The organism is Bartonella grahamii subsp. shimonis (assembly GCF_036327415.1).
GTDB classification, from domain to species: domain Bacteria; phylum Pseudomonadota; class Alphaproteobacteria; order Rhizobiales; family Rhizobiaceae; genus Bartonella; species Bartonella shimonis.
The window spans coordinates 660,486-673,594 of record NZ_CP123961.1; the positions used below are offsets into that span (position 1 = coordinate 660,486).

At 37.7% G+C, this 13,109-nt stretch carries 11 protein-coding genes; 7 read left to right on the forward strand and 4 right to left on the reverse strand.

From position 1 onward, the window contains the following. Positions 1–115: 115 nt before the first annotated feature. Genes nrdH through nrdF form a run of 4 tightly spaced genes read left to right on the forward strand, consistent with a single transcriptional unit; the run spans position 116 to position 3,856 of the window. Entirely contained in the window at positions 116–340 is a 225-nt protein-coding gene (nrdH, locus tag QHG57_RS02900; protein ID WP_005774163.1) for a glutaredoxin-like protein NrdH, read from the forward strand. Further along, complete coding sequence (gene nrdI / locus QHG57_RS02905; protein ID WP_330168623.1) at positions 340–738, forward strand: class Ib ribonucleoside-diphosphate reductase assembly flavoprotein NrdI; 399 nt, start codon at positions 340–342, stop codon at positions 736–738. The genes nrdH and nrdI overlap by 1 nt, the downstream gene beginning before the upstream one ends. Then, the gene (nrdE, locus tag QHG57_RS02910; protein ID WP_330168624.1) at positions 720–2,870 is read left to right on the forward strand and encodes a class 1b ribonucleoside-diphosphate reductase subunit alpha; all 2,151 of its coding nucleotides are present in this window, start codon (positions 720–722) and stop codon (positions 2,868–2,870) included. Before nrdI ends, nrdE begins: the two co-directional genes overlap by 19 nt. An 11-nt stretch (positions 2,871–2,881) precedes the next feature. Beyond that, the gene (gene nrdF / locus QHG57_RS02915; RefSeq protein WP_330168625.1) at positions 2,882–3,856 is read left to right on the forward strand and encodes a class 1b ribonucleoside-diphosphate reductase subunit beta; all 975 of its coding nucleotides are present in this window, start codon (positions 2,882–2,884) and stop codon (positions 3,854–3,856) included. Here the strand turns inward: nrdF and prmC are convergent. The 4 genes from prmC to secA all read right to left on the reverse strand — a co-directional run bounded on the left by prmC (position 3,853) and on the right by secA (position 9,167). Further along, the gene (gene prmC / locus QHG57_RS02920; protein WP_330168626.1) at positions 3,853–4,719 is read right to left on the reverse strand and encodes a peptide chain release factor N(5)-glutamine methyltransferase; all 867 of its coding nucleotides are present in this window, start codon (positions 4,717–4,719) and stop codon (positions 3,853–3,855) included. The genes nrdF and prmC overlap by 4 nt on opposite strands. Next, positions 4,716–5,795 carry a peptide chain release factor 1 gene (gene prfA / locus QHG57_RS02925; protein WP_330168627.1) on the reverse strand — a complete coding sequence of 360 codons (1,080 nt, stop codon included), beginning with the start codon at positions 5,793–5,795 and terminating at the stop codon, positions 4,716–4,718. The genes prmC and prfA overlap by 4 nt, the downstream gene beginning before the upstream one ends. Before the next feature lie 215 nt (positions 5,796–6,010). Then, positions 6,011–6,511 (reverse strand): Fur family transcriptional regulator, encoded by a 501-nt coding sequence (locus QHG57_RS02930; protein WP_330168628.1) that lies wholly within the window; start codon positions 6,509–6,511, stop codon positions 6,011–6,013. After that, positions 6,450–9,167, reverse strand: a complete 2,718-nt coding sequence (gene secA / locus QHG57_RS02935) for a preprotein translocase subunit SecA (RefSeq protein ID WP_330168629.1) — start codon at positions 9,165–9,167, stop codon at positions 6,450–6,452. Before secA ends, QHG57_RS02930 begins: the two co-directional genes overlap by 62 nt. A gap of 434 nt (positions 9,168–9,601) precedes the next feature. On the opposite strand from secA, the gene QHG57_RS02940 reads away from it, so the two are divergent. The 3 genes from QHG57_RS02940 (at position 9,602) to mutT (ending at position 12,459) form a co-directional block, all read left to right on the forward strand. Next, positions 9,602–10,555: a peptidylprolyl isomerase gene (locus QHG57_RS02940; RefSeq protein WP_330169428.1), complete on the forward strand. Its 954-nt coding sequence runs from the start codon at positions 9,602–9,604 to the stop codon at positions 10,553–10,555. 130 nt (positions 10,556–10,685) lie between these two features. Further along, positions 10,686–11,918 (forward strand): bifunctional glutamate N-acetyltransferase/amino-acid acetyltransferase ArgJ, encoded by a 1,233-nt coding sequence (argJ, locus tag QHG57_RS02945; protein WP_330169429.1) that lies wholly within the window; start codon positions 10,686–10,688, stop codon positions 11,916–11,918. A 127-nt stretch (positions 11,919–12,045) separates the two neighbouring features. Then, positions 12,046–12,459 (forward strand): 8-oxo-dGTP diphosphatase MutT, encoded by a 414-nt coding sequence (mutT, locus tag QHG57_RS02950; protein WP_330168632.1) that lies wholly within the window; start codon positions 12,046–12,048, stop codon positions 12,457–12,459. Positions 12,460–13,109: the final 650 nt, after the last annotated feature.

The window sequence follows — 13,109 nt, forward strand, 5'->3', positions numbered from 1 at the left end:
AAAATAACCACATGTTTTGCGTACAATTTCTGTTTTTTGTTATTCTTGAGTACCTATAAAATTATTAGATTGACCTTTTAGGGTTGATTGTTTGGAATTGTGAAAGTTGAAGAAAATGTCGATCACTATTTATAGCAAACCATCTTGTGTTCAATGTGATGCTACACGTCGCGCTTTTGATGCAAAAGGCATTCATTATCGTGTTGTTGATATTTCTTGTGATGAACAAGCATACAGTTTTGTTCAATCTCTGGGGTATCGTCAGGTTCCTGTCGTTGTTTGTGGTGAAAATCATTGGTCTGGTTTTAGACCAGATATGATTAGTGGTCTTTGTGCTTAATGGGGCTTATTGTTTATTATTCGAGTGCAACGGGTAATACAGAGCATTTTGTCTCGCAGCTTGGTCAACGACTTTTCAAAATTGATAAAAGAAAGCCTTCTGCATTGGTTGATGAACCTTATGTACTGGTTGTTCCTACATATGCAGATGGTGAAGGAAGAGGAGCAGTGCCGAAAGCCGTTATCCATTTTCTTAATGAAGCAAAGAACCGAAAATTAATTCGTGGTGTCATTGGCGGTGGGAATCGTAATTTTGGTTGCTATTATAATTTAGCAAGTAAAATCATTGCTGAAAAATGTTGTGTACCTTGCCTTTATCGTTTTGAGCTGCGTGGAACTGATGAAGACGTTATTTATGTAAAAAAGGGATTGGAAAGATTTTGGAAACAATTGGTATAGGACAATCGCAGAAATCGGATCAGATTACTGATTATCATGCGCTGAATGCAATGCTTAATCTTTATGATGAAAATGGCCATATTCAATTTGATATGGATCGGCTTGCCGCACGGCAATATTTTCTTCAGCATGTTAATCAAAATACAGTTTTTTTTCATAACCTGAAGGAAAAAATAGATTACTTAATAGAAGAAGGTTATTATGAAAAAGCTTTATTTGAGCTTTATGATTTTTCTTTTATTAAAAAGCTTTTTAAACGTGCTTATGCATTTAAGTTTCGTTTTCCTACCTTTTTAGGCGCATTTAAGTACTATACCAGCTATACGTTAAAGACTTTTGATGGAAAACGTTATCTTGAACGTTATGAAGATCGTGTCTGTCTTGTAGCTTTATATTTGGCACAAGGGAATAAAGCTCTTGCTGAAAGTTTTGTGGATGAAATTATTACAGGACGTTTTCAACCGGCAACACCGACATTTTTAAATGCTGGGAAAAAACAACGTGGTGAATTGGTTTCGTGTTTTTTGCTACGTGTTGAAGATAATATGGAATCGATAGGTCGTGCGGTTAATTCGGCTTTGCAGCTTTCAAAACGTGGTGGGGGTGTGGCGCTTTGTTTAACGAATTTGCGGGAAGCTGGGGCACCAATTAAGCAAATAGAAAATCAATCCTCAGGAGTCTTACCGGTGATGAAACTCTTGGAAGATTCTTTTTCTTACGCCAATCAGCTGGGGGCACGACAGGGGGCTGGAGCTGTTTATTTGCATGCTCATCATTTAGATATTATGAAGTTTTTGGATACAAAGCGTGAAAATGCTGATGAAAAGGTTAGAATCAAAACGCTTTCGCTTGGGGTGGTTATTCCTGATATTACTTTTGAGCTTGCACGGAATAATGAGGATATGTATCTCTTCTCGTCTTATGATATCGAGCGTGTGATAGGTAAGCCCTTTAGCGATATTTCTTTAACGGAGCATTATCGTTCTTTTGTTGATAATGCAAAGATTCGTAAAAAGAAAATAAGTGCGCGCGTTTTTTTCCAGACATTAGCAGAAATTCAATTTGAGTCGGGTTATCCCTATATTTTATTTGAAGACACGGCTAATCGATCAAATCCGATAGCTGGGCGCATAAGTATGAGCAATTTATGTTCAGAAATTTTGCAGGTGAGTGAGGCGAGTGAACTGGAGACAGATTTAACTTATCGCACGATTGGAAGTGATATATCTTGTAATCTTGGATCCATGAATATTGCCAAAGCAATGGAAAGTCCTGATTTCGGACAGACTGTAGAATCTGCTGTTCGCGCTCTTACTGCAGTTTCGGATATGAGTAATATTGCTTGTGTGCCTTCCATTGCGAAAGGCAATGCTGAAAGTCATGCGATTGGTTTGGGACAAATGAATTTGCATGGGTTTCTAGCGCGTGAGCAGATCTATTATGGGGCTCCAGAAGCGATTGATTTTACCAATATCTATTTTTATATTGTGACATATCACGCTATACGGGCTTCCAATTTAATTGCGCGCGAACGTCAAGAAATGTTCGCAGGGTTTGAAAAATCAGCTTATGCCGATGGACGTTTTTTTGAAAAATATATTGAAAAAGAATGGAAACCGCAATTTGCGCTTGTACAAGAGCTTTTTGCACGGAATAATATTATTATTCCAGATCAAAAGGATTGGCAGGAACTCAAGAAATTAGTTATTGAGTATGGTCTTTATAACCGCAATTTGCAGGCAGTTCCACCTACGGGATCTATTTCCTATATTAATCATGCCACTTCTTCTATTCATCCAATTGCTTCAAAAATTGAAATTCGCAAAGAGGGAAAAATTGGGCGGGTTTATTATCCCGCTCCTTATATGGATAATACGAATTTGAATTTTTACCAAGATGCTTATGAGATTGGTCCTGAAAAAATTATAGATACCTATGCTGCTGCAACACAGCATGTTGATCAAGGTCTTTCATTAACATTATTTTTTCCTGATACCGCTACCACACGTGATATTAACCGCGCACAAATTTATGCCTGGAAAAAGGGTATAAAGAGTATTTACTATATACGATTACGGCAAGTAGCATTAAGTGGAACAGAAGTTGATGGCTGTGTTTCGTGTAGTTTATAGGAGATCATCATATGACAAAGATTACAACCAAAAATCCTGTTGTGTGCGCTGTTAATTGGAATAGATTACATGATGAGAAGGATCTTGAAGTATGGAACCGCTTAACTGGGAATTTTTGGTTACCTGAGAAGGTTCCACTTTCCAATGATATTCCTTCATGGTCAAGCTTAACGGATGAAGAACGTAAACTGACAATTCGTGTTTTTACAGGATTAACGCTTCTAGATACAATTCAAAACACTGTCGGAGCCATTTCACTTCTGGCTGATGCGATAACAGAGCATGAGGAGGCTGTTTTGACGAATATTGCCTTCATGGAAGCGGTTCATGCACGTTCTTATTCCTCTATTTTTTCAACCCTTTGTTCGACAGTAGAAGTTGATGATGCGTTTAGATGGTCAGAAGAAAATATTCATTTGCAGAAAAAGGCTAGATTAGTACTTGAGCGTTATGAAGCAAATGATCCACTTAAGAAAAAAATTGCTTCGACGTTGCTGGAAAGCTTTTTATTTTATTCTGGTTTTTATTTGCCCATGTATTGGGCCAGTCGCGCTAAGTTGACCAATACAGCAGATCTCATTCGATTAATCATTCGTGATGAAGCAGTCCATGGTTATTATATAGGTTATAAATTTCAATTGGGTTTTGCAAAGCTTGATGAAGCCAAAAGACAAGAAATTAAAGATTTTGCTTTTAACTTGCTCTTTGACCTTTATAACATCGAATGCAAATATACTGAAGATCTTTATGATACACTTGGATTGACAGAAGATGTTAAAATTTTTCTTCATTATAATGCTAACAAGGCTTTAATGAATTTAGGTTTTGAAGCTCTTTTTCCCCCTGAGGTTTGTCGTGTTAATCCTGCTATTTTGGCAGCTTTATCACCAAACTCTGATGAAAATCATGACTTTTTTTCAGGGGCAGGTTCTTCTTATGTTATTGGCAAGGCAGTTGCGACCACGGATGATGATTGGGAATTTTAATGCTTGCATGTAAACAGAAGTGCGCGGGGTATTCCACACAGGTCTTTGCGTATTTCTAAACATTGAAAACCATTTTTTTCAAATAAATCGCAGACGTCTTTTTCTTGAGAGTAACCAATTTCAACAGCGACATAGCCGTTTTCTTTTAAGTGGTTGGCTGCTTCATGAGCGAGTTTTCGATAAAAATCAAGTCCATCTTCCCCCCCTATCAGAGCGCGTAAAGGGTCATGTAGGCGCACTTCTTTTGAAAGTTTTTTGATATCTTTTGCAGGAATATAAGGTGGATTGGAAATAATGAAATCAAAGCGATCTGTGACAGAATCAAACCAGTCGCTAAGAAGAGGTGTGAAGCGATGTGCTACTTCAGCATTTTTTGCATTTTTTTTCGCTGTTTTAAGGGCATCTTCAGAAATATCGACCGCCACCGCATAGGATTGGGGGATTTGTTTAAGGAGTGCAATGGCAATGGCGCCACTTCCTGTTCCCATATCAAGGAATATTGTTCTTCTCGAATTTTCGACCTGTTTTTGGAGAAAAGGAAGGACAAGATCTATCAGCGTTTCTGTATCAGGACGAGGTTCTAACGTCTCTTGAGACAATGTAAAGGGTATACCATAAAATTCTCGTGTTCCTATAATACGGTAGATGGGTTCGCCTGCAATACGCCGCCGTACAGCCTGTTCTATTTGTATAATATGCTCAGAAGATAGATGCATATCTGGTTTAGAAATTCTTTTAGCAGCATTTATCCCTGTTATCCATTCAACGAGTATTTTCGCATCGAGAGCAGCTTCCAAAATTCCTTTCGTGCGCAATTTTTCTTGCGTTTGTTGGATGACATTCTTGAAAGAATATTGGCTCAATTATTATCATCCATTTCCATTAGAAGTGTTGTTTGATGATCTGAGATAAGAGCATGAATAAGCTCATCAAGATCTCCCTCTAGAATGCGATCAAGCTTATACAAGGTTAGATTAATACGGTGATCCGTGACACGTCCTTGTGGAAAGTTATAGGTACGAATACGTTCTGAACGATCACCAGAGCCAACTTGACTTTTACGAGAAGCTGAACGTTCACTTTCCGCTTTTTGTCGTTCGATATCGAATAAGCGTGCTCGTAAGATTTGAAGTGCTCGTGCTCGGTTTTGGTGTTGTGATTTTTCTGCTTGTACGACCATAATTCCCGTTGGAATGTGCGTGATACGAACAGCTGAATCTGTTGTATTGACATGCTGTCCTCCTGCTCCAGATGCACGCATTGTATCGATACGAATATCTTCAGGACGAATATCAATATCAATTTCTTCAGCCTCTGGAAGTACTGCAACGGTAGCAGCAGATGTATGGATACGTCCACCGGTTTCTGTTTCAGGGATACGTTGTACACGATGGACACCTGATTCATATTTCAATTTAGAAAAGACACCTTTTCCTGAAATGGTAGCAATAATCTCTTTATATCCGCCAACTTCTCCTTCACTGAGTGAAATAACTTCTACTTTCCAATGGTGAGCATGGGCATAACGTTCATACATGCGGAAAAGATCACCGGAAAAAAGTGCTGCTTCTGATCCACCTGTTCCTGCTCGAATTTCAACAATAGCGCTCTTTTCATCAGCAACATCTTTAGGTAAAAGCAGAATTTGCAGTTCTTTTTCAAATTGTTCTACTTTTTTATATAATGATGGTAGTTCTTCTTGGGCAAGGTTACGCATCTCTATATCTGTTTGTTTATCGTTGAGAATCATTTCTAATTCTGTAATCTCTCCATAAAGAGTATTTAATGCGCGTATAGAGGCAATAACGGGTTGTAGTTCTGCATATTCAGAAGCTAATTTGACATATGTTTCAGCATTTGGATTAGTCGTCATTTGGCTTTCAATTATTTCAAAGCGCTTTTCAAGCTGTCTCATACGATCCTGTGGCAAAGAAACCATGATAATATTGGCCTAATTATTTCATAATACAATTTTTTATAATATTTTGTTGCAACGATTTTTTATTATAATACTGATAATAAATTACCATATAGCATCATACAAAAGGGGTAATAAAGCAAAAGAAAATTTTTGCCAATGAGAACTATTACATTTTAAAGGTAAATTTTTATAAAACTTGATTTGTCCGAGGTATTTTATCTAATGATAGATAATCACTTTTCTAAGAGTTTTTTTTTGCCGTAAAGTTCAAGGCGATGATGAATAATATCATAGCCAAGGGATTTTGCAATTTCCTCTTGCAGCTTTTCAATAACATCAGAATGAAACTCGATAACTTGTCCTGTTTCTATATCAATGAGATGATCATGATGTTGTCCATCTGCTTGCTCGAAACGAGATGGACCACCACTAAAGCTATGGCGATGAATTGTTCCATTTTCTTCTAATGTTTTCATGGTTCGGTAAACCGTTGAGAGTGAAATACTCGAATCTATTTTGTTTGCACGCTGAAAAATTTCAAATGCATTGGGATGATCATTTGTATCAGCCAAAATATCAAGAATAACTCGTCGTTGACGTGTTACTCTTAAACCAGCTGTACGCAATTCTTGCTCATAATTTCGCTTTTTATTCATTTTTATAGTTTGCTTTTCAAACAAAGGCTCCATGACAGTGTTTGTATTTTTTCTCTGAACCGCAAGGACAACGCTCATTACGTCCAATTTTTCCCCATGTGGTTATATCGTTAGGGTCACGATCTTGTGGATTAACAAATCTATTTTCTTGTGATCGTGCCCATAAGGTGGGAGCATTTTTTTGACTTTGATCATTAAAGACAGAAGAATCAGCATCAGTTTGCTCAGGCATGGTTTCTTCTGTGGGGTGTTGAATAATTTCAAAACGCATAAGCTTAGAAGTGACAATCCGACGCAAATTTCTCAACATACTTTGAAAAAGTTCAAATGATTCTGTTTTATACTCATTGAGCGGGTCCCGCTGCGCATAACCACGAAAACCAACAACAGAACGCAAATGGTCTAAACTTACCAGATGTTCACGCCATAACGTGTCAATAGTTTCGAGCAATACTGCTTTGTGAAAATAAGCCATAACTTCTGGAGAATAGCGTTCAGTACGCTCATTTTCAAGTTTCGTAACAGCATCTGATACACGCTCTAAAATTTGCTCCTCGGCAATTCCATCTTCTTTTGCCCATTCCTCCACTGGAAGCTCAAGATTAAAGAGTTTTTGCAGTTCCTCTTCGAGAGTTTTTACATCCCATTTTTCAGAATACGTTCCTGATGGAATATAAGCCTCTACGAGATCTTCTACGACTTCATTACGCATTTCAAGGATCATTTCTGATAAATCATCTGCGTTCATGACCTCCATACGCTGTTCAAAAATGACCTTGCGTTGATCATTCATGACATCATCATATTTTAGCAGATTTTTACGAATTTCAAAGTTTCGCGCTTCGACCTTTTTTTGTGCTTTTTCAAGGGCTTTATTAATCCATGGATGGATAATAGCTTCATTTTCTTTCAATCCAAGTTTTTGTAGCATGCCATCCATACGGTTGGAGCCAAAGATACGCATAAGATCATCTTGAAGAGAGAGAAAGAATTTTGAGCGACCAGGATCGCCTTGGCGACCAGAACGTCCACGAAGCTGGTTATCAATACGACGGCTTTCATGACGCTCAGTAGCGATAACGTAAAGCCCTCCAGCCGCTAAAGCTCTTTCTTTAAGTTTTTGAACATCTTTTTTTATTTCTTCAATTTTAGCTGTCCGCTCTGGACCTTCGGGGATATCCTGTAATTCTTGTCGGATGCGCATTTCAACATTACCACCAAGCTGTATATCCGTACCGCGTCCTGCCATGTTGGTTGCGATGGTGAGCGCTCTAGGAACTCCTGCTTGCGCAATGATGTATGCTTCTTGTTCGTGATAGCGAGCATTTAAGACTCTAAAATCGGTAATGCCTTCTTTTCGCAAACGCTCTGCCAATTGTTCAGACTTCTCAATAGAGGTTGTTCCAACAAGAATAGGCTGTTCTTTTTCGTGTGCTTGACGGATATCACGCACAATTGCCCGATACTTCTCTTCTGCTGTTCGATAAATTTCATCATCTTCATCAATACGTTGTATTGGCAAATTTGTAGGGACTTCGACAACGTCAAGACCATAAATATTTCTGAATTCTTCGGCTTCTGTTGTTGCAGTTCCAGTCATTCCAGATAATTTTCTATACATACGGAAGTAATTTTGGAAAGTGATGGAGGCAAGTGTCTGATTTTCTGGTTGAATAGCAACATGCTCTTTAGCTTCTAACGCTTGATGAAGTCCTTCAGAATAACGCCGTCCAGGCATCATTCGCCCTGTAAATTCATCAATGATAACGATTTCATCATTGCGAACAATATAATCTTTATCGCGAGCAAATAGTTTATGAGCTTTTAGAGCATTATTGACATGATGAACGATAGCGACATTTTCTATGTCATAAAGACTTTCACCTTTAAGATGCCCAGCTTGTTCGAGCATTTTTTCAATTTTTTCAGTACCAACTTCGGTAAAGGTCGTTGTTTTTTGTTTTTCGTCTATTTCATAGTCTTCTGGAGTTAAGGCAGGAATAAATGTATCAATAAAGTTATAGAAGTCAGTACGATCTTCTAGAGGACCAGAAATAATAAGGGGTGTACGGGCCTCGTCAATGAGAATCGAATCAACTTCATCAACAATTGCATAATGATGTCCACGTTGGACCATTTGACTACGATCGAAGGCCATATTATCACGCAAATAATCAAAACCTAGTTCATTATTTGTGGCATAGGTGATGTCGCATGCATAGGCCTCTCGGCGGGCATCACTATCAAGATCGTGAAGAATCACGCCCGTTGTAAGCCCTAGAAAACTAAAAATTTTTCCCATTGTTTCAGCATCACGACTGGCGAGATAATCGTTTACTGTTACAACATGAACGCCTTTACCTTCCAATGCATTGAGATAAATTGGTAGAGTTGCCATTAATGTTTTACCTTCACCAGTACGCATTTCAGCTATGCCACAGTCGTGAAGGACCATTCCACCAATAAGTTGTACGTCAAAAGGACGCATGTCATAAACACGTTTTGCGGCTTCACGAACAGTTGCAAAAGCCTCTGGTAAGAGCAAATCAACACTTTCACCTTCACTAAGACGTTTACGAAAGGCATCTGTTTTTTGGCAAAGCTGCTCATCACTTAATTTTACGAATTGTTCTTCTAAAGCATTAATTTGTGCAACTTTTTGGCGGAGTGCTTTGAGACGTCGCTCATGAGCTGAACCAAAAAACTTACGGGCAAAAACACCTAAACTGACCATCTCTGGCTCTTTCTTTTAATTGTTGTCACTCTTGTTGGGTAATTCATATGCTCTCCCCATTCTCTACACTTTTTTCAAGTTATTTGATATCATTAGAGACATCACGAAATGCAGATGGTACCATTATACTTGTTGGTGTGCAATTTCTCACTTTAATTGTAAAGTAGAGATAAGAGGCTAAGCGCTCTATGTCAACTTTAGGTATGCTATTTAACTGATACAATACAAAGTAATTTAAGATACAATATGTCATTTTTCTCTATTATCATGTTCTTCATCCGCATTAGATAGGATTGGAGAAGCTAAGTTAAAAGGACAAATTTATACTTTTTAAAATAAAATTACTAATTTATTTCTCTATGTTTAAAGATTAAAGTGTTATGGTAAAGAAAATTGGAATCTTGAACCTGCCTTCATTTTTAAGGAGTATATTTATGAAATTTAACTTTATCACGCTTTTTTTAGCATCAACTTTATTGGCAAGTACAAGTTTAGGGGTGAGAGCCCAAGAAGGTTTGAATTCACCGTCGAATGATTTAAAGACCTTGGAAAAAGCTTCTGAAAAAGCCGTTTCTCCTTCTCATGTTATGGCCGTTATTGATGGGAAAAATATTACAGCAGGCCAATTGGATGATTTAGCGCTTGAAATAAATCCTAATTTAGCACGTTTTCCTGATGAACAACGCCGTATGATGGTCCTAAAAGCTTATTTGGATATGCAGGCACTTGCAAAAGAAGCAAGAAGTAAAGGTCTTGATAAGACAGAAGCTTACGATAAACGTATGGTAGTCATGCGTGACAATGTTCTTCAACAGCTTTATTTTAAACAGGCAGTTGTCGACAAAATCTCGGACAGTGATTTGGAAGCTCTTTATAAGCAAGAAGTTGCTGCTTTACCTAAAGAGGATGAGGTTAAAGCGCGTCATATTTTGGTTAAAACGAGAAAAGAAGCAGAAGCTATCATTAAGCATTTAAATAAAGGCGAAAATTTTGAAGAAATTGCAAAGAAAAGTTCAACAGATGGTTCTGCTGCCGTTGGGGGTGATCTTGGTTATTTTAGCCATGGTCAAATGGTCAAGTCTTTTGAAGATGCGGCATTTGGTTTGAAAGTTGGCGAATACACTAAACAGCCCGTTGAAAGCCCTTTTGGTTGGCATATTATTAAATTAGAAGATCGTCGTGTAAAACAACCGCCTGCATTTGATGATGTTAAAGAGATGTTGCGTACACAGCTGATAAAAAAGCGCTATCAAGAACTAATTGTTGATTTGCGTAGCAAGATAGATGTGAAATACCCTGATCCTAATGTTGCAAAAATCATGGAATCGCTTCATCAAAATGGGACGCTACTTCCCGATGAGACATCCGATGAAGAAGATACGGAATAGCGAGTAAAAATAAGTGGATAGCCCCTTTAATAGATAATTTTCTAGGTTAGTTTTGTTCAAAAAGCCTAGCAGTTTGCTATGAGGGGTTATTAATCAGCAATTATTTCATTTGTTTTATAGAAAGCATATTGTGGTTTTGAAAATATCTCCTTTGTTGCCTCAAAAGATCCAGGAGCTTTCTCCCTTATCTGGTGTGCGGATAGCAACAGCTGAAGCTGGGATTAAATATAAAGATCGTACAGATCTTCTTTTCATCATATTCGATAAGCCAGTGAGTGTGGCCGGTGTTTTTACCCGTTCAAAATGTCCATCTGCCCCTGTAGAGCATTGTCGTGCATCGCTTTCTCATGGGGTTGCGAGGGGTGTTGTTGTGAGTTCTGGAAATGCAAACGCTTTTACAGGAAGCAAAGGAAAGCACACAACTAATGAAATCGTCTGTGCAGCAGCGAACGCTTTAAAGGTTAGAGAAGATGAAATTTTTATAGCTTCTACGGGTGTTATTGGTGAGCCAATGGATGCATCGGGTATTGTCAATCTTTTACCAAATATGGCAGAGACAGCAGAAGAGGGAAATTGGTTGGAAGCTGCAAAAGCCATAATGACAACGGACACATTTCCAAAACTTGCGACGCGCACTTTTGACTGTGGGGGAGAGAGTGTTACCATTAATGGGATTGCAAAAGGTGCTGGTATGATTGCTCCCGATATGGCGACAATGCTGTCATTTGTGGTTAGTGATGCTACTATTTCTTCGGATGCACTCCAATCTATGTTATCAGAGTCAGTTGAGGGGTCTTTCAATTCAATTACTGTTGATAGCGATACCTCAACTTCAGATACGCTTATGTTGTTTGCGACAGGAAAAGAACATTTTCCATGTATTACAAGTAAATCTGATCCGCGTTATGGGGTTTTTGTGAAACAATTGAGTGCACTTCTGCATGAACTTGCACTACAAGTTGTTTGTGATGGTGAAGGTGCTCGTCATTTAATTGAGGTTAATGTGATAGGTGCTACAACAAACAATGCAGCGAAGACGATTGCTTTATCAATTGCAAATTCACCGCTTGTAAAAACGGCTATTGCCGGTGAAGATGCGAATTGGGGGCGTGTCGTTATGGCAGTTGGGAAGGCCGGTGTTGAAGTCGATCGTGATCGATTGGCGATATGGTTTGGTGAGCATCGTGTGGCTGTAAATGGCGCACGAGATCCTGAGTATTGTGAAGAGACAGTAGGTTCTTATATGCAAGGTGAACACATCACTATTCGTGTTGATATCGGTTTGGGTAAAAGCACAGCGACGGTTTGGTCTTGCGATTTAACAAAAGAGTACGTTATGATCAATAGCGATTACAGAAGTTAATGGATGCACTCTCTATATTTAACTATCTATTATTTTTTTAAAGAGAATGAGATATGTGAGTTCTTTTTGAGGTAAGGGAATATACTAGAAAGAGATAGTTATCTTTATATTCTTATTGGAGAGTGATATGTGTATAAAAAGTCCCCTTCTTCTTGTTGTTGCATGTGCATTGTTAGATCAAAATAATCGTGTTTTGCTTACTAAGCGTCCTGAAGGAAAATCGTTGGCTGGTTTATGGGAGTTTCCTGGTGGAAAGATTGAGCAAGGGGAAACTCCAGAGATCTCATTGATTCGTGAATTAGAAGAAGAGCTTGGTGTGTATGTTCAGGCAAATAATTTACACCCTTTAACGTTTGCGAGCCATAGCTATGCAACATTTCATCTCTTGATGCCGTTGTATCTTTGTTACCATTATGAGGGAGTTGCGCAAGGACGAGAGGGGCAGAGTTTAGAATGGGTTTTTATGAATGATCTTGATAAATACCCTATGCCTGATGCTGATAAACCATTAGTTCAGGTATTGAAAAATCATCTTCTTTAATGTGTTATAAGAAGGAAATATTGTTTAAATATAATTCAATATATTGATTTAAAATCATAATTTATAATTTTTATGTTGAATGAGAAAGTCCAGATTCGTAAAGAATTTTCTCATTTCAAATCTGTTTTATGTTAAATTAATCAAAACCATTCTTTTGCACGTTCCAAGCAGGGAGAGTCATGTGGATAAAAATTATTTAAGAACGAAATAAAGTATGTGCTGAAAGAACACTCTCCAATAGTCAAGGGTTATCGCAACATTGAGAATTGGCAAAGTGTATAATGATGCCTTTGCACGATTCATAAATATAAAGATGGTGGTAGACAATGTATGTTATACTTTTCATGCGTATCGTTGTGAGATGAGATTGGATGCACTGAGAGATATCAGGGGTATTCATTTTATGAGATATAGATAATAGAAAAAATTTCAAAAAATTCTTAAAAAAACGCTTTGTGTTTATTATTAGGGATTGTTTTACATGACCAAAAGCTTAATTATCCTTGTAATACATGATTATATAATAACATATTGTTTTTATAGTTATAAATTTTCTTGATGTTATACGATTTCTCAATCAAAAAAATGTTCAATAACGTACGAATAAAAAGAGTGGTATGTAATTTTAAAACAAATAAAACATATGGTTA